Below are 22209 nucleotides of genomic sequence, written 5' to 3'. Positions count from 1 at the left end.
GCCGATCTGAGATGTCTCCGGTCGGTTGGCCGCTACTGGTTGAGCACTTTTTCGTCCAGTGCCTCGCCGAGCGCGGTCGACATATCCCAGAAGGCTGGCACCGAGAGGCGCGGATAGACGCTGGCCGGCAGCATGTGGGTTTGGGCGGATGCGGAGATCAGGTTGTCCGTCACGTCGGTGCGAGGGGACCGCGAGGCCTTGTTTTCCAACTTCCAAAGCTGGAATTCCTTGCTCATCGCCATGTCGACCAGCAGGAGTGCTGCCGCAACATGCTTGGCGTTGGCTGGCACGATCATGGCGTCGCCCGAACCGACCTGGCCTTTTTCCAGCAAGGTGAGGCGAAAGGTATCAGGCAGTTGTTTCGTCGAGAGGAAGGTCATCACCTGGTCTTCCCAGACCGTGCCCATGTACAACTGTTGATTATTGATCAGGTTGAGTGTGTCGGCATTGCCATTGGTGAGTTCGGCGACGGACAGCAGGCGGCGGTAGTAGCTCCACACCGGATCGAGACAATCCGATTTCATAGCCCAATCTTCGGCTTCCTGAGCGGTCTGGGCATAGTTGGTCAATTGCTTGCGGCAATCACCGGTGAGGTAGCTGAGCGCCACGGAGTAGATGAACCCGCTGCCGGATCCACCCTTGGACGGAAGGGTGACGCCAAGACGTTTTGGATGCTTCTCGGCCCACACGAGCAGTTCGTCGAAATTCTTCGGGACTTCCTCCGGCTTGACGAAAGCAGCGTCATAGCCGATCGCCGTCTGATTGAGGTGAACCAACGGAAAGCTGCCGCCGTGCGGTTTGCCGAAAACAGTGTCGGCAAGCGTCGGATCGTAGCTCCTCATATTCGGCAAGATCTTGGTCAGCGCAATATTGCCTATCACGCCTTTCGAAGAGAGAAGCGGAAAGCTTCCCCCTCCTGTGAAATAGGCATCCACAGGCGCATCCTGCCCGGCCTGCTGAACGACAATGAGTTGCTGGTTGGCCTGCTCGCCATTGACGTCGTGATATTCGACGTTGATGCCATATTTGGCTTTGAAGCGGGTGATCAGTTCCTGCCACGTATCGCTGAAGCTGCCAGCGAAATTGTACATCGTTACCGTACCCTCGGCCTTCGCGGCGGGAACAATGATGTCGTAGAAATTGTCGCGGGTCACCTTTGCCAGATCGAAGTCGAGATTTTTCATATTCGTATCTGCTGCTATACAAGGCGAAGCAAACATCGCCAGTAAGGCAATCGCACAGGACTTCAATGACATGGGTTCCCCTCAGCCGCATTGGAAGATGGGGCTAAATACTACACATTAGGTGTAATATTTATGACAGTTTCGTGAAGTCTGCTTGAGAGCGATACTCACCGTTGCAGATAATAAGCCTACCGGTTAATCCAGACGCCATGGTTTCAGCAACAGACGCCTCTTTTGAGCTCGATCGCCGCCCTCTCGCCAGCGATAATGAGCGATTGATACTTGATATCGTCAGACGGCACGGGCCGATCGCGCGTGCGACAATTACTGCGCACACAAACCTGGCCCAGCAATCGGTTCACCGGCTGGTCGAGGGGCTGATTGAGCGCGGGTTGCTCCAGACCGGCAAACCGCTACGAGGCAGCCGGGGCCAGCCAAGCCCGACGATTGAACTGGTCAAGACCGCAGTCTTTTCGATCGGGATATCCATCAATACCGATTCGGCGGTGTTGTGCATCTCGGACTTCGGCTGTGGCGTCGTTGCCCAGGAGAAGCTTTCAATCGCACCGCATGACCGGACGGAAACACTGGTCGCCCTGACCCGGACACTGGATGCGTTGCTTGTGAAGCACGCAATTGCGCGCGAACGGCTGATTGGCCTCGGCTTTTCCATGTCCGGCTTTTTCGTTTCGAAAAACCACATTTTCAATGCACCGGAACCATTGCGGCAATGGTCCCTGATCGATCTTCAGCCGATCATGGAAAGTGCATTCCGATTGCCTGTCTGGTTGGAGAATAATGGAACCACGGGCGCGATCGGCGAGAGCCTTCGCGGCGTCGGTCTGTGGTGCCAGACATTTGCCTATCTCTCGTTCAATTACGGATTCGGCGGCGGCCTCATCCTCGATGGCAAGCCATTCCATGGTTTCTATGGAAACGCTGGCGAATTGAGCGGCATTTACAACGCGGATGAGGCAGCGCGCAGGCCGGCGCTTCAGTATCTCATGCAAAGGCTGCTGGAGAACGGCGTTGATGTCTCGTCGGTGGAGATGCTCTGCGAAACGTTCGATCCGGCGTGGCCGGGCGTCAGCGACTGGCTGACGGAAGTAATGCCGCAACTCAATCGGCTCATCGCAAGCTTGATTGCGGTCATCGACCCCCAGGCGATCGTGCTCGGCGGCCAGTTGCCTCGCGCGCTCGGAAACATGATGATCGAACGCGCCGTCATGCCCTCGACGCGCAAGCACCGCTACGACATTGGACCGCAGGAGGCCAAACTTCTCCTTAGCCAGACCGATGGCGATGCAGCAGCTCTCGGCGCCACCCTATTGCCGCTCAAAGTCCGATATTTCCTTTAGAGACTATCTCAAAGCCTCGAGCATCCCGACCCGCGCCACGTATCTAGCCCGTCAGCGCTGCATGGACGGATAGTCGCTTGCGAACGCATAAAGGACCGCCGGCGCGAGCCAATCAGCGTTCGACGGCAGGCCAGACTCGAAGCCATCTGATGATGGATCGGCCTCATGCGGCCATAAATTGTAGTCCGCTCACCCGTTTCTCGTTGCCTGCCGGGTCGCACGTTGCAAATGAGCAATGTCCCAACATCGCTTTGTACCTAAATTGCATCACCGAGTAAGTCGGCGTATTTTCTGTGTAACGGCTGGCGTTTCAGCGGATCGTCCAATGCCCAAATGCATCCGATATGCGTTGGCGCTCGCGACCCGGTTTGTAATCACTCCCCCGCGCAAATCTGTTTGACGCGCATTTTCACTTGTCGGCAGGCTCATTATTAGCCTGCTACATTTATGGGGGTTGATACGTGAATATGGTAAAACCGCTTCTGGGCTTTGGGTCCGCGCTCTTTGCAATCTCCCTTGCCCACGCTGCCAATGCAGCCGATGCAGCAATTGCTGCAGAGCCCGAGCAGCTTGAATATGTTCGTCTCTGCGACGCCTATGGCGCAGGCTATTTCTTCATTCCAGGCACTGAAACCTGCCTCAAGATCAGTGGCACGGTGCGAACCGAGGGAAAATGGCATAATCCGTATAACCCGGGAACGGGTGGCGACTACGGCACGCTTTGGCACTCGCGCGCCCAGATCGCGGTCGATACCGCATCGGATACCGAATACGGCGCGCTGAAGACAGACAGCATCTACCGCTTCGACTGGCAGGAAGGCGTGACAACCGATAAACTGGTCTGGGCCAATATCAGTCTGGCTGGCTTTACCATTGGCAAGATAGATTCGGCGTATAACCTTTACATGGGTTACGCCGGAAACGTCATGAACGACGATATCGTCTATGACGGCCCGCCCGAAATCAACCAGATTACCTACAACTACGATGCCGGAAACGGCATCACGGCTGTCGTTTCGCTGGAAGATACGAACTCTGGCGCTGACCTGTCCGCCTATAACGGCGCCTGGGTCCAGTCCAAGACCAACGAATATATTCCGAACGCCGTTGCCGGTATTGGTTTTAAATCCGGTGCCTGGCAGATCCGCTTTGTCGGTGGTTACGATGCTATCGTTGAAGAAGGAGCCGTCAAAGCGCGCGTCGATGCAGATTTCGGCATCTTTAAAGCGTTTCTGATGGGCGGTTGGAACACGGACGGCAACAAGCTCAACAAATATGCCGGCTCGAACCTTGATCCGTCGGCTTGCCCGGCTGGCCATGCCGAACTGTGCGGCTGGGGCGACTGGGCATTGTGGACCGGCGTCACTCTGCCGATCGACGAGAAACTGCAGGCAAATGGCCAGGTAGCCTTCACCGACTCGAAAATCCTTCAGGTGACAACCAATATTCGGTGGAGCCCGGTTAAAAACATGCTGGTCGAGCCGGAAGTTACCTATACCAAGTTCGACTCGGTAAATCAGGAGCAATGGGCTGGCATCCTGCGCCTGCAACGCAGCTTCTAGTGCGACGACAATTACTCTGAGACAAACAGGAGAAGCCTGGCATTTCGCCCGGCTTCTCCAACACGCTTCGAGCCTAAGTCTGCAACTTTGTTGTTCTGACCAACAGCGCTCGATGTGCCGCTTACGACTTTCATACTAGTGCCGAGATGGAATGGTAAAACTGCTCTCGGCGCGCAGAGATGCCTACATCCTCTGTTCCTGATGGCTCACCTGAGCGGAGATGCAAAATGAAATCAAATGAAGTCGCCAACTGCTGGGAGGCCAACGCCGAAGCCTGGACCCGGCTGACCCGTGCTGGCTATGATGTCTATCGCGACGTTCTCAATACGCCGGCTTTCCTGGATATGCTCCCTCCGGTGGCTAACCTGAAGGGGCTGGACCTGGGCTGTGGCGAAGGGACGAACACGCGTGCGGTCGCACGTCGCGGTGCACACCTTACCGGGCTCGATATCGCGCCAACTTTCATCCGACATGCCCGCGAGGCGGAGCAGCAGGATCCCATCGGTATCGACTACGTGCTGGGCGATGGCCTGACGATCGATTTTCCGGATGCGAGCTTCGATTTTGTCGTCGCCTTCATGTCGATGATGGATATGGCAGATCAACGAGCGGTCTTCTCCGAGGTGCAAAGGGTATTGAAGCCGGGTGGATTCTTCCAGTTCTCGATTTTACACCCATGCTTTGTACCGCCAACCCGGAAGAATATTCGCAACGAAGCAGGCGAACCCATCGCTGTGCAGGTCGCGGACTATTTTGAAGAACCGGACGGCCAGATTGAGCGATGGACCTTCTCCGCGATACCCGCAGAACAGCGAGTGACGGAGAAGCCCTTCGAGGTACCGAGATTTCATCGAACGTTGACCACTTGGGTATCGATGATCGTCGAAGCCGGGCTGCAAATTGAAGCGTTTGGCGAACCTCGCGCAACCAAACAAGTCGCCAAATCTCAGCCATCTGTGGCGGACACGCGCATTGCCCCACTCTTTCTCCACATCAGAGCACGAAAGCCGTAGGCTCGTCGTTGACCGCTCCTGGGACGAGAACATCAGCACGCCGGATCTGCCTACGGTTTCGCAATGAACCCTCTTGCATGGCGGTGATGCGGCAGGGGCCGTTTCGCTACAAATCCTGCGATTTTGGTCGTTCGAGCTTCGTCCAGCTGGACTTCGAGGCAAGGCGGTTGATCGGGCGTTCCACCAGCAGGTAACAGACTTCTGCGATGGCAAGGGCAGCGACGATTGAAACGATGGCGTTCATGTGGCCCAACCGGTCGAACTTGAGGACGGCGGCGAGCACGATGCCGTGGGTGAGATAGAGCGAATAGGACGCATCGCCGAGTTTCTCCAGAGGCGACAGCAGGCGCGCGGGCCAGCGCCCGCAATCCTCGAGCGCAATGCAGCTTGCAAGCAGCAGCCCGGCGGGTAGCCCCCAGACGATAATGCGGTAGGGCGTCATGTCGATGTGGGCAAAGGCTGTTGCGGCCAGGAGGACGACGCTGCCGGCCAGGCCTATCAGTGCGACGCCAGCGGGGATGGGTTTGCGCAACTGTGAAATGCCGAGACCGAGGACAAACTCCAGCAGCATTGGCGTGGTCCACTGGATCACGGCGGGCGCCTGCCAGCCGTAGAGGCCGAGGGCGACCAGTGCGCAGAGCAGCAGCGAGGCGACGACAATCGGACGGGTGGTGAAAAGTGCCGCCGCAAAGACGGCATAAAAAAGCATTTCGAGGTTCAGCGTCCAGCCCGGCACGAACAGCGGCCAGATGTGACCGCCGGGGTCGAAATGCGGAATGAACAGCATCGACAGGATGATCCGCCGGGCATCGAACGAGAAGTTCGACAGCAGGCCGAAGACCGATGCGCCGCAGACGGCAAAGGTGACGAGCCAGTAGAGCGGGGCTATCCTCAGCAATCTTCTGGCCAGGAAAACACGCGGCGTCTCGCGCGTCCCGACGGTGCCCATGATGAAGCCCGAGATCAGAAAGAAAATGTCGATGCCAGCTCCACCAGCATCAAAAGCGCCGTCGCTTAAATGGTAGAAAAGGACAAGAAGGGCTGCAATTGCCCTCAGGCTCTGTACAGAACGTAATTTTTTCAAAATGAAATCCAGGTACGGTTGCTCTTCAAAGACGACCGATAGCCCCGTGACGTGACCATATTGTGCTGTTCTGTCATTGGGGTGGCGGTGGCTGATTTTGCCACCATCGCCCGTTGCGTCATGCCATCCTCGTTGACGGGTGTAGCATGGTGGTCAGTTTGACCAGCTGAAAGCCTCGCCACGGCTCGTCTTCGAGCCAACTAATGGTCTATCGCGTGATAAACAGTGAGGCGAAGAATAGGCTGTGAAAGCCTGCCTTTCTCACATGACGAGGATGGCATCACACACACCAGATACGTTGTTCGAGTTTATCAAGCTGCTCCCGATCGGGTGCAGACCACTACGGTATTATTCAATTGTGCGACTTATGATCCCGTACAGGATCAATGACTGAGTTGCTCCCATACGGGATCAATGTCCATTGATTTGGCGGACCTCCGCTGCTATGTTCCCGCTCGGGAGCGAAATATGGCAAATAACCCTAAATTTCCGAAGAAACAGCACGCTCTTGTTGGCACTGATAATGTCCAGGATTTGGCGCGACGGCTGGCGGCCGGCGAAGCTTCTGTCGATGTGATCAAACGCATCAACGAAAGTATGGCCGCCCATAGCAGCATCATCAAAACGATATCTTCGGCCGGAGAGATCGCCAAGGTATTATCGCAGATCAGCGAGACCGGGAAGATCATGGAGAGGTTCAAGGTCTCGCTCCCAAAGGTCGATCTTAAGCTCCCCGATCCTTCGCAAAGGATACAGGCCTCGCTACCGCGGCCTCTCGACGACTTGCCGTCGTATATCCCGCCAACTATGGCGGCCACCCGCCCGGACGTGCCTGACTCAAACCTTTCAAGCGCATCCAAGAAAGCCACGCAGATCAACACGCCGGGCGATCTCGGTCAAATGATACGCCGTGCCCGAGAAACGCGCAGGCTTTCCCAGCAAGCGTTTGCGGACCTAGCCGGCGTTGGTCGACGGTTCATTTCCGAACTTGAAAACGGCAAGGCAACGCTTGAATTCGACAAGGTGCTGACGGTGCTGCGGGCCGCCGGCATCTCGATGTTTGCAAGAGACCGATGACGTCGATGGATGTTCTGGCTCTTGATGTTCGCCTCGACGGCTACGACCACCCTGTCGGCATTCTGGTACGCGATCCAAACGGCGCAATCGCATTCGCATATCGCAGCGACTATCTTTCCCGTAGCGATGCCACGCCGTTGTCGCTATCCTTGCCGCTTGGGACAAATCCATTTGAAGATTTGGTTGCTCGGCCATTCTTCGACAATCTGCTGCAAGAGCGGGACAGCGCCTTGTCGGACATCATGGCGCGCGAGGGACTGTCGCGTGACGATGTTGTGGGGCTTCTGTACCATCTCGGCAAGGATTGCGCCGGTGCGCTCTCCATCCTGCCGGCCGGCGCGGCACCGACAAAGGTGCCCGGCGAATACGGAAAAGATTACCTTCCGCTCGACCTCAAGCGCCTTGAGGCGATCGTCGATGCGCTACACAAGCGCAAACGCTTGCCTGCTGGAATAGAAGATCCGTCGCCTCTGGCAGGCATGCAGAGCAAGATCGCTCTGACACTCCTGCCGGACGGATCACTTGCCGAGCCTGTTCCAGGCTCAGGCGCACCGACCACACATATCCTCAAGGTGCCGGACCAAGACCACCTGCAAGACGCCCCTCTTGAGAACGAGGCAATGCGCCTATCGCAGTCGCTCGGTTCCGATACCGCCGACACGGTGGTTTTGCCACTCGGCGGGCTTAATACGCTGCTTGTGACCCGATTTGACCGGGCGCTCGACCAGCAAAACCGCATCGTCCGAATCCATCAAGAGGACTTTGCCCAGGCCTTGGGCTTGCCTGCGTCCCTGAAATACGAAAGACGTGGGGCAGGCAACCGCCGCTTCAACGTGTCTGCGATCCGACGAGTCCTCGAAGCGACGATTGATCCGGCCGGCGCCAAGGAGATTTTCATCCGGGCGACACTGTTTGATCTCCTGGTCGGCAACGCCGACGGTCATGCCAAGAACTTTGCCCTGCTTTACGAGCGGGGAGGTCGCATACGCATGGCGCCACGTTATGACATCCTGCCAACTCGACTGGATGAGGCTTTAACGGATGAGCTCACCTATCGGATCGGCGAAGCGGAGACGCTCGACGAGATAACGACCGACAATTTCGACTTATTCCTCAAGACGCTTGGTGTCGATGGTGCCGCCGCGCGCCGGCGCATCCGCGTCAACTACACCACATCCATTGGCGGCGAGCTTGCCGACCATCTAGACGATCTTGGACATCGCGGCCTGAAACGGCTTGCGGATCTTATCGCATCGAACATCAGGACGCTTTTCGATGCGTTCGGACTGGAGGTTCCAGAGAAAGCGAGGGATCGCGATGCCTTTATCGGCAGACGTGCGGATGGCTGTTAAGTTGATTGCGGCGGCATAGCCTTGACGACGGCGGCGGTGAAGTAGCGTCGTTTCGACACTGGCCAACAAGAGCCTTTGGTAAGCCACGCAGCTCTCAGCTAATCGCTCAGGCGCGCAGGCAGAACTCCGTGACCCGGGATGCAAAACTTTGATGTGTTCGACCAGCCAGGCCTCATGCGGGATTTCGTAGGGGCACCCTTCAGTTCAGTTGTTAAGTGGCATTGGTTTTTCACCCGAAGGCAGTAGACCGAAGAGGTGACTGATTGAGTTCAGGAACGCTCCATACGGTTGGCCGAGCAAGATCATGATCACCGCCGCGCCCAATACCCCTCGCGTCACCGGAAGCGCGACTGGCAACACGAAGGGAAACGGAACTAACGACAGCGGTGGGGCCAACGGTAGCGGCAAATCGCAGGACTGCAACGGCTCCGTGACTAACAAGAACACCACCAACATGAAGTCGGATGCTTCAGGCGCTCAGGCATCGAACTGCCAATAGGTAACCGCCGATTGTTGAGAAGCCGTGGCTTACGTCGGGGCTTTTTCCTTTTGCCGATGATGAACAACAACGAGCAGCCCGAGACGTCTTACAAACAGTACCGATCGCCCTTCATGTTGCATTCGCTTTCATTATCGTGACGATATTCGCAACCTTCGCTCGGATGAACCTGGCTATCCAGCCCACTTTAGCCACGAGTATGGTCATACAGACACCTTGCAAACGCCAGCCATTGAGCAGGAGGGGCCGCCCGGAAACCTTAGGCCGCTCGGGCCGGATGATGAAGCTGGCTGAGAGCGGCGGTGGTGCTTCGCCGTTGATGGCGGTGTTCGGTTGGTTGAACCTCAAAACGGTGGGAGATTACGTTCCACAGGTCTTGAAACGAAAACACGGGCTCGCTTTTCGGGCGTCGGGCAGAGTACGAAAAGACGAAAATTGTCCCACTTTTGGCGGTGGAAAAGCCACATAAAAGTCATAGAAAATATGATTTTGGTTGGATGGTGGGCGATGACGGACTCGAACCGCCGACATCCTCGGTGTAAACGAGGCGCTCTACCAACTGAGCTAATCGCCCGTCGCATTCGCTGGGAAACTTCCAGCTGCGTTCGGTGGCCGCTTTCTAGTCTTTGCGAAAAAAATCTGCAAGAGCGAATGTTCATAATTCTCGGCTTTTTTTCGGGTGGTGACAGCGGTCGGTCGCAAATTCCCTCGCCTGTCAGGGCGACCGTCTATCGCCACTCGGCCGGTCATACAGTGGCCTCCCGATCAGGGGATCCGGTGGTTCCGGCGGCCCACCTTATCGGAAGATATCCTGCACCAGCATGGACGTTTCCGGAACCAGCGTTACGATCATCAGCGTCACCCAGAGTGCGAGCATGAACGGCCAGATCGACTTTACCACCGTGCTGACCGGTACTTCGCCGATGGCGCAGCCGAGGTAGAATGCTGCTCCAACCGGTGGTGTGTTGAGGCCGATGGTCGAGTTCAAGAGTACAATGATGCCGAACTGGACGGGATCCATGCCGTAATGGGTGACGATCGGCAGGAAGATCGGCGTGCACACCAGGATATGGGCGGCCATATCGAGGAAGATGCCGAAGATGAACAGCGCGATGTTGACGAGGATGAAGATCACCCAGGGCTGCGTGCTGATATGGCTGAGCGCATCGCCGGCCATGTCGGCAACGCCGTAGATGCTCATGAGGTAGCCGAACATGGTGGAAATGCCGATCAGAAGCAGCACCACGCCCGTGGTTTTCGTCGCCTTGGCCACCGCCTTCAGGAAGCTCTCAAAGGACAACGTGCGATAGACGAACACCGTCAACAAAAGGGCATAGAGTACGGCGACGGCGCCAGCTTCTGCGGCGGTAAAGACGCCCGAAAGGATGCCGCCGACGATGATGACGATGATGAAGAGGCCGGGCACGGCTGCCGCAAGGCTTCGCCAGACTTCGGTCCAGCCGGGGAAGACGCCCTTGGCATAGCCGCGCGACCGCGCCACGAAGTAGGCGGTCATCAGGTTGGCGATGGTGAGAATCAGGGCGGGAATTGCGCCGGCCATGATCAGCGAATTCATCGAGACGAGGCCGCCGGCCGCCAGCGAATAGATGATCATGTTGTGGCTTGTCGGCATGAGAGCGCCGACGAGAGAGGAATAGGTGGTGACGTTGACCGCATAATCGGCATCGATGCCTTCGCGCTTCATCAGCGGAATGAGCGCCGAGCCCATGGCGGAGACGTCGGCGACAGGCGATCCGGAAACGCCCCCGAACATCGTGCAGGCTACGACATTGGTCATGCCGAGACCGCCCCTGACATGGCCGACCATCGCCTTAGAGGCGCGGATGATGCGGTCGGCAATGCCGCCATACATCATCAGCTCACCGGTGAAGATAAAGAACGGGATCGTCAGGAAGGAGAATGTCCCCATGCCAGACGCCATGCGCTGGAAGACGACCGCCAGTGGCAGGCCCTCGTAAAGCACGGTGGCAATGGAGGAGAGGCCGATGGCAAAGACCACCGGCATGCCGAGTATCAGGCCTACGACGAAGGTCGCGCAGAGAATGATCAATGCCATGAGGGGATTACCTTGATTTTCAGGATGGCGGCGATGATGCGTTCGACGGCGAATAGGGCGATCAAAAGGCCGCCGGCGGCCAGCGGCACGTAACTCCAAGCCTGTGAAATCGGCAGGCCGGCATTGAGGTAGGGTGCCATCTCCACCGCAAGCTCGGCGCCGCTGTAGGCCATCGACAATCCGAAGACGATCATGCCGAGATAGACGATGATCTCTGCAGCCATCCGAAATGGCTCGGGCGCCAGATTGAGCAGCGAATCCATGCCGATATGCCGCCCGTCGCGCACGCCGACGGCCGCCGCAAAGCAGGTGACATAGAGAATGACGACCAGCGCGAAGATTTCGGTCCAGGCCGGCGAGTCGTTCAGCACGTAGCGCCCGAAGATCTGGTAGAGGACGGCCGCAACGATCAGCAGCGTACCGAGCACCGCAAATTTTAGGCAGATCCGCGAGAGCCAGGCGTTGAAGGCGAAGAAGCGGCCAAGCGGGCCCGTCGTATTGACGGTCGTCCGGATCGTCTCGGCACGCGCGGGGTCGATGGGCGGTGCATGCGGATGCGCAGCCATGGGCGGTCTCCTCGGATGATGATCGTCAGGCGGAGTGGATAGCCGTCACCGCCACGCAGTGGTCAGGGCCGACGCGCTGTCACGCGCCGGCGGAGACGTTATTTCGTGGCCTTGATGGCGGTGATCATGTCCTTCAGGGCGGGATCGGTGACGAACTGATCGTAGATCGGCTTCATCGCGGCCTCGAACGGTGTCTTGTCGATGGTGATGACCTCGACGCCGGATGCCTTGACCTTCTCTTCGGACGTCGTTTCCATGGCGTCCCAGAGCTGGCGCATATAGGTGACCGACTGTTTGGCGAGCTGGCGGACCTGCGTCTGTTCGGCCGGTGTGAAGCTGTCGTAGACGCGCTTCGACATCAACAGGACATCCGGGGACATCGAGTGTTCGGTGAGCGAGTAATACTTCGCCAGCTCATAGTGGTGGAAGTTGTAGTAGCTCGGCCAGTTGTTTTCGGCACCGTCGATCAGCCCCGTCTTCAGGCCGGTATAGACTTCACCCGTCGGCATAGGCGTGGCGTTGGCGCCGAGCGCCTTCATCATCGCCACCCAGACATCCGACTGTTGGACGCGGATCTTCATGCCCTTCAGGTCTTCCATCTTGCGCACCGGCTTGGTGGTGTAGAAGGAACGCGAGCCGGAATCGTAGAAGGCAAGGCCGACCAGTCCGTGGGCATCGCAATCGGCGAGGATCTTGTCGCCGATCGGCCCGTCGAGCACTGTGCGCATCTGCGCCTTGTCGTGGAACATGAAGGGCAGGACCGGCACCATCATCGCCGGGCAAATGGTGTTCAGCGTTCCGGCATTGACGCGGATGAAGTCCAGCGCGCCGAGCTTGACCTGCTCGATCGTGTCCTTCTCGCTGCCGAGCTGCGAGTTCGGGAACACCTTGATGGTATATTTTCCGTCCGACGCCTTGCTGAGCGCGTCGCTCATGAACTGCACGGCTTTGACGGTCGGGTAGTCCGGTGCCTGGACGTCGGCCGAGCGGAACTGGCGCGCCTGTGCCGGCGCGAACGTGCCGAGTGCCAGCAGGCCGGCAAAGGCAGCAGTGATGATCTTGCTGTGCGTCATTGTTTCTCTCTCTCCCAGTACGAAACAAAATGGCCGCGCGCTTTGGCTCTGTCAGAGAGCGAGGCGCCGGTTAGGCGTAGAAATCGATGTTGCAGGGGATCGGGACGTTCAAACGCTACTCGACGCCCCGCTGTCCTCCCATGCCGAAGCCGAAACCTCCTCGTTCCGGCAAAACCTCAAGCCACCGTGCCGTTGGCAGGCAAAAATCCAAAAAGCTGCTGCGGATTATCGACCAATGCCAGCTTTCGGGCATGGTCATCCGAAAGCCAGCCAAGCACGGTATCCGCCAGCGCAGCATCGTCAGGATATTGCTCCTGCTCCCGCGCCAGATTGTGCGGCCAGTTGGTGCCCCAGACGATCCGCTCCGGCGCATGGGTTGCGATTGCACGGGCGACCGCCGCGATATCGGCAAAGTCAGGACCGCCGGATTTCGACGATTCATAGCAGCCGGCAAACTTAAACCAGCAACGGCCGCCATCGATGAGCCGCTTCAGCGCTGCGACCTCTGGTCCGTCAGGCGCCGCGCCCGCAAAAAACTTGCCGTGATGATCGAGAACCCACCGTGATTTCAGCGTCGCGAGCCGCGGTTCATGGCTGATGATGTCGCTGCCGTCGAACTGTATCGCCAGCATCCAGCCCCGGACACTTGCCTTTGCGTCAATATCCTCGAGAGCCTCCAGCCCGATCCCCCCGCCAGGCAGATCCATGATCCGCGCTCCCACGACGCCGGCCTTAGCGAGCGCGTCGAGTTCGGCGTCGGTCGTGTCTGCATCGATGACCGCAACGCCGCGAGCACTGCTGCCCATTTCGGCCAGGCAGGCCATCAGGTTGCCATTGGCGCGCTGGTGGGAATTGCCCTGCGTGATCACCACGCGCTCGATGCCGAGCCACCCCATCAGCTGACGATATTGCGATGGTGTCGGCAGGTCGTCGGCGGGCAGAGGCGGTCCGCCGGGAAGTGCCGGGAAGCCGGGCAGGTACATATGCGTCTGGCTGTCGATCGCACCGGCGGGAAGGGCGATGCGCGGCTTGCGGCCGGAGAGGGGACGGACGAGCATGTCAGTCGTCTCCCATGCGGAACTCGGCGAGTGCCGCGCGGTCGATCTCGATGCCGAGCCCCGGACCATCCGGTATCGCCACGACGCCGTCGACGTGTTCGATGGGCGTCGTGATGACGGCCTGGCGGAAAGGATTGTCGGTGCGGTCGAATTCGAGGATCGGCTCGATAGGATTGACCCGCACCGGGTTGGGGATCATCGACGCCATGAACTGCAGTGCTGCGGCGATATGGACCGCAGTGCCCCAGACATGCGGCACGACGCGCACGCCATGCAGCGCCGCCATGTCGGCGATGCGGCGGGCTTCGGTGAAACCGCCGACGCCGCAAAGGTCCGGCTGGATGATGTCGATGGCGCGGCTCTCGATGGGCTCCTGCATGCCCCAGCGCGTGTGCCAGGTCTCGCCTCCCGCAACCGGGATAGGCTGGCCTGCGCGCACCGCGCGATAGGCGCCCAGTTGTTCCGGCACGACGGGCTCCTCGAACCAGTCGATGCCGTGTTCGGCGGCGCGCTTGCCGAGCGACACTGCCTCGATGACATCGTAGCCGTGGTTGGCGTCGATCATCAGCCGGGTGTGCGGTCCGATGGCTTCGCGCACGGCGCGGATGACGCGCAGGTCCTCCTCGACATCGAAACCGATCTTGATCTTGACCGCATGAAACCCTGCCTTGGCATGGGTTCCCATCTCGTTGGCATTGTCCTCAATCCGGTCGACGCCATCGCGTTTGAAGCTGCCGGTGGCATAAGCGCGCACGCTCTTGCGGAAACGACCGCCCAGAAGGGTGGAGATCGGCACGCCGAAATGCTTACCCTTGATATCCCAAAGCGCAATGTCGATGCCGGACAGGGCGGTAATGGAAAGGCCTCGTTGGCCCTGGTCGCGCAGCGCGTTGTAGAGGACCGCCCAGATCTTTTCGGTCTCCAGTGGATCGGCACCGATCAGCCGGCTTGTATAGGCAGCCACAACTGCCGCATTCGGTCGCGCGGGGCCGAGGCATTCGCCCCATCCGATCGTGCCGTCGTCGCAAACGATCTCGACGAGCATATGCGCGCGGCGGTCGAAGCGCATCGATGCACTTTCGAAGGGCACCGGCAGGCGGTATTCGAGCAGGTGCGTGTTGACGGCAGCGATCTTCATCGGCCTAGCGCTTCCAGGGCGAAATGAGCTTCTCGAGCATGGCCTCTTCGTCCCGCGTCAGGTCTTCCAGCGGCGGCCTGACCTTGCCGGCATCGAAACCCTGCAGCCGCACGCCGGCCTTGATGGCAGCGACGGCATAGCCCTTGCGGCGATTGCGGATCGCCATGAACGGATAGAAGAAGTCCTTGAGGATCGTCTCGCAACGGGCGCGATCGCCGGAACGGAGTGCTTTGTAAAAGTCGACGGCAAGATCCGGCACGAAGTTGAAGACGGCCGACGAGTAGGTGGTAAAGCCGGCGCCGAGATAGGCTTCGGCGAAAAGCTCGGCCGTCGGCATCCCGCCGAGATAGGTGAGACGATCGCCGAGGGTCGCGGTGATCTGGCGGACGTTGCCGATCTCGCCGGTGCCATCCTTGAAGCCCACCAGATTAGGGCAAGCATCGCAAAGACGCTGCAGGGTGTCGACCGACAGCACCGAGTTGTCGCGGTTATAGACCATGACGCCGATATCGACCGACTGGCAGATGCGCTTGATGTGGGTGAAAAGACCTTCCTGCGGCGCATCGATCAGATAATGCGGCAGCAGCAGGATGCCATCGGCGCCTGCCTTCTCTACCGCCTGCGCCAGTTCGACGCCGACTTGGGCGCCGAAGCCACAGCCGGAGACGATGGCGGTCGAGCCGGCCGCTTCCTTGGCGGCCTTGACGATTGCCGGAATTTCATCGGGCGACAGCGAGAAGAACTCGCCAGTGCCGCCAGCTGCAAAAAGCACCGGCGCATCGTAGCTGGAAAGCCATTCGATGTGGCGCTGATAGCTTTCCGGCTGGAATTTTTCGTCCGCCCCGAAATGGGTGACGGGAAAGGATAGAAGGCCGGCACCAAGCGCGGTCTTGATTTCTTGTGGTGTCATCGGGTTCCCCTCCAGGCTCCTCCAGCTGCATTTGTCGTATAGGCAGCAGAGCCCATTGTCAACAACTCATCATACAGGTTTGCGTTGCCCGCGCAACAGTGTGCGGTAGCGGTCCTGGCTGCCCCTGAGGTGGCGGCGCATGGCGGCCCGGGCGGCTTCCTCGTCGCCGGCAGAAATGGCGGCGACGATCTGTTGATGCTCGTCGTCGATGAGGAGGATGTAGGTCGACTGGTCGGCTTCGTTCTCTCCGTCACGGATGGCAGCACGGGGAATGATGCGCGGTCCGATCATCGACAGGAATTCGCGAAACCGACCGTTATTGGTCGCTTCGGCGATGGCCAGATGCAGCGCGAAGTCGGCCTCGCTGGTCGGCACCCCGGCGTCGAGACAGTCGCGCACGGCGTGGTGGCGCTCGAAGATAGCCTCTTCCTGGGCCGGCGATCGGCGCAGGGCGGCAAGGCCCGCCGCCTCGACTTCGACGGCGGTTCTTAACTCCAGAAGCTCGATAACCGAGGAAACACGGGCGTGATCGAGGCTGCCGAAGGCCTGGATCTGGGCAGGCGGGTCCAGCACGAAGACACCAGCACCCTGTTGCGCCTCGACCAAGCGGTCGGCGCGAAGAGCAGCGATGGCTTCGCGCACCACCGTTCGGCTGACCCCGTGGGTTTCGGTCAGTTGCGCTTCGCTCGGCAGCTTGCTGCCCGGGGGGAACTGGCCGGCGGCGATGGCGCGGCGCAATGTGTCGCTGAGACGGGCCACCAGGGTCTGCGACTTTGCTTCGGTTTGTGACTTAGGCTGTAGGGCCACGCCGTCGGTTCCTTCGATCTGCAAGACTTCTATCGTGAAAATGCCTATATCATATCGGCGACATAAGCCATGACGAAGCTGCATCGTTGACGCAAATCCACCAACATGTATGATGAGTTGGAATGGGTTTGGAGGAGTTGGATATGAAGAGATTGCTGGTGACCGGCGCTGCCGGCGGTTTGGGCCGGGCAATGCGCACACGTCTGGCGTCGATGGCGGATGTCATCCGGCTGTCGGATATCGTCGAGCTCGGTAAGGCTGAAGCCCACGAGGAAGTGGTGACCTGCGACCTCAGCGATGCCGAGGCCGTCGATCGGCTCGTGGAGGGTTGTGAAGGTATCCTGCATCTGGGCGGCATCTCCGTCGAAGACAAGTTTTCCAAGATCCTGAATGCCAACCTGCTCGGCCTCTACAATCTCTACGAGGCGGCCCGTGCCCACGGAAAGCCGCGCATCCTGTTTGCGAGCTCGAACCACACCGTCGGTTTCTACAGGCAGGATCAGCACCTCGACACAGTCGCGCCGATGCGCCCCGACGGGCTTTATGGCGTGTCGAAATGTTTCGGCGAGGCCCTCGCGCACATGTACTTCGACAAGTTCCAGCAGGAGACTGCCATCGTGCGGATCGGCAGCTGCATGGAAAAGCCATCCAATCATCGGATGCTGTCGACTTGGATGTCCTTTGACGATTTTGCCAGCCTGATCGGCTGCGTCTTTCGCGCGCCGATGCTGGGATGCCCGATCATCTGGGGCGTGTCGGACAATGACAGCCGCTGGTGGGACAATTCCGCCGCCTCCTTCCTGGGTTGGCATCCGAAGGACAATGCCGAGCGCTTTCGTGCCGAGCTGGACGCGGCCGTCGTTCGCCCCGATCCCCGTTCGCCCATGGCCGTCTACCAGGGCGGGCAGTTCACGCAGGATCCGATCTTCGTCGAGGATTGAGGCAACTCTGCCCACCCGCTAAACCCGGCTGCCTCCTCGAGACAGCCCGCAGTCGCGGCCTCTGCTCGCGGCTGTGTCACACGCATGCCGCATTTTTTTTTGCGAGCGCTCTCTGCCCCGAGCCCACGCAGACTGCAAAACCTCCAAATCTTTATAGCTTTTTTATATGGGCCGCCGCGATCACGTCTCGAACGTTTATGCGGATCGGGTGCATATCATTGGTGCGGGAAGCGCGTGCTTTCTCGCCGGGCGTAAGCCCTGTTTCTCCCTGTTTCTCGACAATCTGAAAGGACATGCTCGCGATGGATATCGCCATGCTTGGCATCGTCATCATCTTTTTCGGGCTTTGTTTTGCCTACACCAAAGCCTGCGACCGTCTCTGAAGAGGAATAACACCCATGCTGTTCGACTACATTTTGAGCGGTGCGGTGACCGTCTTCCTGACGGTCTATCTCACCTATGCCCTCATTCGCCCAGAGCGCTTCTGATCCGCCCGGCGCCGGGACCTGAAAGATAACCCCATGACCCTCAACGGATGGCTTCAGATCCTGCTTTTTTGCGGGATCGTCATAGTGCTCGTCAAACCGCTCGGCGGTTACATGACCCGCGTGTTTGCGGGCGAGCGCACCTACCTCTCGATCGTGCTCGGCCCTGTCGAGCGCGGCCTTTACCGCCTTGCTGGCACCAGCGAGCGCGAGGAGCAGCACTGGACCTCCTATGCATTCTCCTTGCTGATGTTCAACCTCTTGGGCGTCGCCGTGCTCTATGCACTGCAGCGCCTGCAGGCCGTTCTCCCCTACAACCCTGCGGGCATGGCTGCCGTGCCGACCGACCTGTCGTTCAACACCGCCGTGAGCTTTGTCACCAACACCAACTGGCAGAACTACGGCGGCGAAAGCACGATGTCGTACCTGACGCAGATGGCAGGCTTCACGGTCCAGAACTTCCTGTCGGCAGCGACCGGCATGGCCATCGCGATGGGCCTCATCAGGGGCTTTTCGCGCGCCTCCGGTAAAGCGATCGGCAATTTCTGGGTCGATATGACCCGCGCCACATTCTACATCCTTCTGCCGATCTGCATCGTCATGACGCTGGTCTTCGTCTATCTCGGCGTGCCGCAGACGCTGGGCGCCTATGTCACGGCAACGACGCTCGAAGGCGCACAGCAGACCATCGCTGTCGGCCCGGTCGCCTCGCAGCTGGCAATCAAGATGCTCGGCACCAACGGTGGCGGCTTCTTCAATGCCAACTCAGCCCATCCGTTCGAAAATCCGGATGCGATTTCCAATCTCATCCAGATGGTGTCGATCTTCGCCATCGGCGCGGCCCTCACCAATGTCTTCGGCCGAATGGTCGGCAATCAGCGGCAGGGCTGGGCAATCCTCGCAACGATGGGCATCCTGTTTGTCGTCGGTGTCGGTGTCACCTACTGGGCCGAGGCTGCCGGTAATCCCTTGATGCATGCCTTCGGTCTTCAGGGCGGCAACATGGAAGGCAAGGAAGTGCGCTTCGGCGTAGTGCTTTCCTCGCTCTTCGCCGTCATCACCACGGCGGCCTCCTGCGGCGCGGTCAACGCCATGCATGGTAGCTTCACGGCGCTCGGAGGCCTTATTCCGCTGATCAACATGCAGCTCGGCGAAGTCATCGTCGGCGGCGTCGGCGCAGGCTTCTACGGCATCGTGCTGTTCGTGATCATCGCCATCTTCGTCGCCGGCCTGATGGTCGGCCGCACGCCGGAATATCTCGGCAAGAAGATCGAGGCCAAGGAAATGAAGATGGCGATCCTTGCCATTCTCTGCCTGCCGACCGCGATGCTGATCTTCACGGCGATTGCCTCCGTGCTTCCGAGCGCCGTTGCCTCCATCGGCACGGCCGGGCCACATGGCTTCTCGGAGATCCTCTATGCCTACACCTCGACGGCTGCCAATAACGGTTCTGCCTTCGGCGGCCTCTCGGGCAATACGCCCTGGTACAACATCACGCTTGGCATCTCGATGCTGATGGGTCGCTTCCTGGTGATCATCCCGGCTCTGGCCATTGCCGGATCGCTGGTCACCAAGAAGCGGGTCCCGTCGTCCGCCGGGACGTTCCCGACCGATGGTCCGCTGTTCGTCGGCCTACTTGTCGGCACGATCGTCATCGTCGGTGGCCTGACCTTCTTCCCGGCGCTGGCGCTCGGACCGGTGGTCGAGCATCTGATGATGATCGCCGGACAGACATTCTGAGGTCTTCCAGATGATCCTGCGACACATGCTGCGCAAACGTACACGCCCTCGCGCCGGTTCGCCGGCACGAGGGCCGGCAGCCACGACCCGCGCCTCGGACGTCATCCTGATGATGATGGCCATCCTGCTGGTCGTGCTTGCCGCTTTCAAAATCCTTCACGGCTGACCGGCCCATCCGATCACGCTTCCTCTTTCGCTGGAGTCTCTCAATGAGCCAGGCAAAATCTGCGAGTATCCTCGATAGTCGCATTCTCATACCCGCCATCGGCGGTGCATTCGCAAAGCTCAACCCGCGTACGCTTTCCAAGAACCCGGTCATGTTTGTCGTTGCGACAGTTTCCCTGCTGACGACGGTGCTGTTCATCCGTGATCTGGCCACCGGCGGAAGCAATCTCGGCTTTTCGCTGCAGGTCAATATCTGGCTCTGGTTCACGGTCCTGTTTGCCAATTTCGCCGAAGCTGTTGCCGAAGGGCGCGGCAAGGCGCAGGCGGCCTCGCTGCGCAAATCTCGCACGGAAACCCAGGCCAAGCTGCTGCAGTCGGGAAGCCGGGATGCCTTCACCATGGTGTCTGGCACGAGCCTCAAGGTCGGCGATGTCGTGCTGGTCGAGGCCGGTGACATCATCCCGTCGGACGGCGAAGTGATCGAAGGCGTTGCCTCCGTCAACGAGGCGGCAATCACCGGCGAATCCGCCCCTGTCATCCGCGAGTCCGGCGGCGACCGTTCGGCTGTGACCGGCGGCACGCAGGTGCTCTCCGACCAGATCCGGGTCCGCATCACCGCGGCTGCCGGCTCGACCTTCATCGACCGCATGATCGCCCTGGTGGAAGGCGCCGAACGTCAAAAGACCCCGAACGAGATCGCCCTCAACATCCTGCTCGCCGGGATGACGCTGATCTTCGTTCTCGCTACCGCCACGATCCCGAGCTTTGCCTCCTACGCCGGCGGCTCGATCCCGATCATCATCCTGGTCGCGCTGTTCGTCACGCTCATCCCGACCACCATCGGCGCGCTACTGTCGGCCATCGGCATTGCGGGCATGGACCGTCTGGTCCGCTTCAACGTGCTCGCCATGTCGGGCCGCGCCGTGGAAGCTGCCGGTGACGTCGATACGCTGCTGCTCGACAAGACCGGCACGATCACGCTCGGCAATCGCCAGGCAACATCCTTCAGGCCTGTGCGGGGTGTTACCGAGCAGGATCTTGCCGACGCTGCGCAGCTGGCCTCGCTTGCCGATGAAACGCCGGAAGGCCGCTCGATCGTCGTGCTCGCCAAGGAAAAGTACGCGATCCGTGGCCGCGACATGACGGCGCTGTCGGCCACCTTCGTGCCCTTCACGGCGCAGACCCGCATGAGCGGCGTCGATGTCGATGGATCGTCGATCCGCAAGGGTGCCGTCGACTCCGTGCTTGCCTATGTCACCGGCGCCGGTGCGTCTTCCGGCAGTGCCGATCATGACGTCGTGCGCGAGTTGCAGGCTATTGCCGACGAGATCGCAAAATCGGGTGCGACACCGCTGGCCGTTGCCCGCGACGGGCGCCTGCTCGGCGTCATCCAGCTCAAGGACATTGTCAAGGGCGGCATCCGCGAACGCTTTGCCGAACTGCGCCGCATGGGCATCCGCACCGTGATGATCACGGGCGACAATCCGATGACCGCAGCGGCCATCGCTGCCGAAGCCGGTGTCGACGACTTCCTCGCCCAGGCGACGCCTGAAATGAAGCTGGCGCTGATGCGCGAGGAACAGGCTAAGGGCAAGCTCGTCGCCATGTGCGGCGACGGCACCAACGACGCTCCGGCGCTGGCCCAGGCCGATGTCGGCGTGGCTATGAACACCGGCACGGTTGCGGCACGAGAAGCGGGCAACATGGTCGATCTTGACAGCGATCCGACCAAGTTGATCGAGATCGTCGAGATCGGCAAGCAGTTGCTCATGACCCGCGGCGCGCTCACCACCTTCTCGATCGCCAACGACATCGCCAAGTATTTTGCGATCATCCCGGCCATGTTCATCGCCTTCTACCCGCAGCTGAAGGCGCTGAACATCATGGGGCTGGCCTCGACGCAGAGCGCTATCCTGTCAGCGATCATCTTCAACGCATTGATCATCATCGCCCTGATCCCGCTGTCGCTGAAGGGTGTCAAATACCGGCCTATCGGTGCCGGCGCGCTGCTCAGCCGCAATCTGCTCATCTACGGTCTCGGCGGCGTCATCGTGCCTTTCATCGGCATCAAGGCAATCGACATGATCGTCACGGCGCTTGGCCTTGCATAACCCGCGTCG

The 22209-nt window shown here is 59.6% G+C and carries 19 protein-coding genes and 1 tRNA gene; 10 read left to right on the top strand and 10 right to left on the bottom strand.

The genetic code is table 11. The annotated features are described in order from the left end of the window. Nucleotides 1-32 precede the first annotated feature (32 nt). Nucleotides 33-1256 (bottom strand): extracellular solute-binding protein, encoded by a 1224-nt coding sequence (locus J5274_RS19265; protein WP_142831440.1) that lies wholly within the window; start codon nt 1254-1256, stop codon nt 33-35. 137 nt (nt 1257-1393) lie between these two features. On the opposite strand from J5274_RS19265, the gene J5274_RS19260 reads away from it, so the two are divergent. From J5274_RS19260 to J5274_RS19250, 3 genes are all read left to right on the top strand, one after another. Next, nucleotides 1394-2542 (top strand): ROK family transcriptional regulator, encoded by a 1149-nt coding sequence (locus J5274_RS19260; RefSeq protein WP_142831441.1) that lies wholly within the window; start codon nt 1394-1396, stop codon nt 2540-2542. 467 nt (nt 2543-3009) lie between these two features. Further along, on the top strand, nt 3010-4104 hold the full coding sequence (locus J5274_RS19255) for a porin (protein ID WP_209229665.1): 1095 nt from the start codon (nt 3010-3012) through the stop codon (nt 4102-4104). A gap of 227 nt (nt 4105-4331) precedes the next feature. Beyond that, nucleotides 4332-5117: a class I SAM-dependent methyltransferase gene (locus J5274_RS19250; protein ID WP_219275513.1), complete on the top strand. Its 786-nt coding sequence runs from the start codon at nt 4332-4334 to the stop codon at nt 5115-5117. Between the two features lie 106 nt (nt 5118-5223). Here J5274_RS19250 and J5274_RS19245 read toward each other — a convergent pair whose 3' ends face one another. Beyond that, nucleotides 5224-6201: an acyltransferase gene (locus tag J5274_RS19245; RefSeq protein ID WP_219275512.1), complete on the bottom strand. Its 978-nt coding sequence runs from the start codon at nt 6199-6201 to the stop codon at nt 5224-5226. Nucleotides 6202-6615: 414 nt separating this feature from the next. Here J5274_RS19245 and J5274_RS19240 point away from each other — a divergent pair, with 414 nt between their 5' ends. Both J5274_RS19240 and J5274_RS19235 read left to right on the top strand, forming a co-directional pair. Next, nucleotides 6616-7278 (top strand): helix-turn-helix transcriptional regulator, encoded by a 663-nt coding sequence (locus tag J5274_RS19240; RefSeq protein ID WP_219275511.1) that lies wholly within the window; start codon nt 6616-6618, stop codon nt 7276-7278. Continuing rightward, on the top strand, nt 7275-8630 hold the full coding sequence (locus tag J5274_RS19235; protein WP_219275510.1) for a HipA domain-containing protein: 1356 nt from the start codon (nt 7275-7277) through the stop codon (nt 8628-8630). Before J5274_RS19240 ends, J5274_RS19235 begins: the two co-directional genes overlap by 4 nt. A 997-nt stretch (nt 8631-9627) precedes the next feature. On the opposite strand, the gene J5274_RS19230 is transcribed toward J5274_RS19235, so the two are convergent. The 8 genes from J5274_RS19230 to J5274_RS19195 form a co-directional block, all read right to left on the bottom strand. Next, nucleotides 9628-9703: transfer RNA gene (locus J5274_RS19230), tRNA-Val, on the bottom strand. A 222-nt stretch (nt 9704-9925) separates the two neighbouring features. After that, entirely contained in the window at nt 9926-11206 is a 1281-nt protein-coding gene (locus J5274_RS19225; RefSeq protein ID WP_142831335.1) for a TRAP transporter large permease, read from the bottom strand. Next, nucleotides 11197-11772, bottom strand: coding sequence for a TRAP transporter small permease (locus tag J5274_RS19220; RefSeq protein WP_142831334.1), 576 nt, complete (start codon nt 11770-11772; stop codon nt 11197-11199). Before J5274_RS19220 ends, J5274_RS19225 begins: the two co-directional genes overlap by 10 nt. A 98-nt stretch (nt 11773-11870) precedes the next feature. Further along, nucleotides 11871-12845 carry a TRAP transporter substrate-binding protein gene (locus J5274_RS19215; RefSeq protein ID WP_142831333.1) on the bottom strand — a complete coding sequence of 325 codons (975 nt, stop codon included), beginning with the start codon at nt 12843-12845 and terminating at the stop codon, nt 11871-11873. A 176-nt stretch (nt 12846-13021) separates the two neighbouring features. Next, on the bottom strand, nt 13022-13903 hold the full coding sequence (locus J5274_RS19210) for an amidohydrolase family protein (RefSeq protein ID WP_219275509.1): 882 nt from the start codon (nt 13901-13903) through the stop codon (nt 13022-13024). A gap of 1 nt (nt 13904) precedes the next feature. Continuing rightward, nucleotides 13905-15041 (bottom strand): mandelate racemase/muconate lactonizing enzyme family protein, encoded by a 1137-nt coding sequence (locus tag J5274_RS19205; RefSeq protein ID WP_142831331.1) that lies wholly within the window; start codon nt 15039-15041, stop codon nt 13905-13907. Nucleotides 15042-15045: 4 nt separating this feature from the next. Continuing rightward, nucleotides 15046-15951, bottom strand: a complete 906-nt coding sequence (kdgD, locus tag J5274_RS19200; protein WP_219275508.1) for a 5-dehydro-4-deoxyglucarate dehydratase — start codon at nt 15949-15951, stop codon at nt 15046-15048. A 69-nt stretch (nt 15952-16020) separates the two neighbouring features. After that, entirely contained in the window at nt 16021-16758 is a 738-nt protein-coding gene (locus tag J5274_RS19195) for a FadR/GntR family transcriptional regulator (protein ID WP_142831329.1), read from the bottom strand. A 143-nt stretch (nt 16759-16901) separates the two neighbouring features. On the opposite strand from J5274_RS19195, the gene J5274_RS19190 reads away from it, so the two are divergent. The 5 genes from J5274_RS19190 to kdpB all read left to right on the top strand — a co-directional run bounded on the left by J5274_RS19190 (nt 16902) and on the right by kdpB (nt 22200). After that, entirely contained in the window at nt 16902-17699 is a 798-nt protein-coding gene (locus tag J5274_RS19190; RefSeq protein ID WP_142831328.1) for an NAD(P)-dependent oxidoreductase, read from the top strand. Between the two features lie 398 nt (nt 17700-18097). Then, complete coding sequence (gene kdpF / locus J5274_RS19185; protein ID WP_111221508.1) at nt 18098-18187, top strand: K(+)-transporting ATPase subunit F; 90 nt, start codon at nt 18098-18100, stop codon at nt 18185-18187. A 33-nt stretch (nt 18188-18220) separates the two neighbouring features. Beyond that, nucleotides 18221-19924: a potassium-transporting ATPase subunit KdpA gene (kdpA, locus tag J5274_RS19180; RefSeq protein ID WP_209187955.1), complete on the top strand. Its 1704-nt coding sequence runs from the start codon at nt 18221-18223 to the stop codon at nt 19922-19924. Between the two features lie 10 nt (nt 19925-19934). After that, nucleotides 19935-20090 (top strand): hypothetical protein, encoded by a 156-nt coding sequence (locus tag J5274_RS19175; RefSeq protein WP_162854780.1) that lies wholly within the window; start codon nt 19935-19937, stop codon nt 20088-20090. A 43-nt stretch (nt 20091-20133) separates the two neighbouring features. Then, complete coding sequence (gene kdpB, locus J5274_RS19170) at nt 20134-22200, top strand: potassium-transporting ATPase subunit KdpB (protein WP_142831326.1); 2067 nt, start codon at nt 20134-20136, stop codon at nt 22198-22200. Nucleotides 22201-22209: the final 9 nt, after the last annotated feature.

Source organism: Rhizobium sp. L51/94 (assembly GCF_019355555.1).
GTDB lineage: Bacteria > Pseudomonadota > Alphaproteobacteria > Rhizobiales > Rhizobiaceae > Rhizobium > Rhizobium rhododendri.
This window is presented reverse-complemented; position numbering and strand designations above follow the sequence as displayed.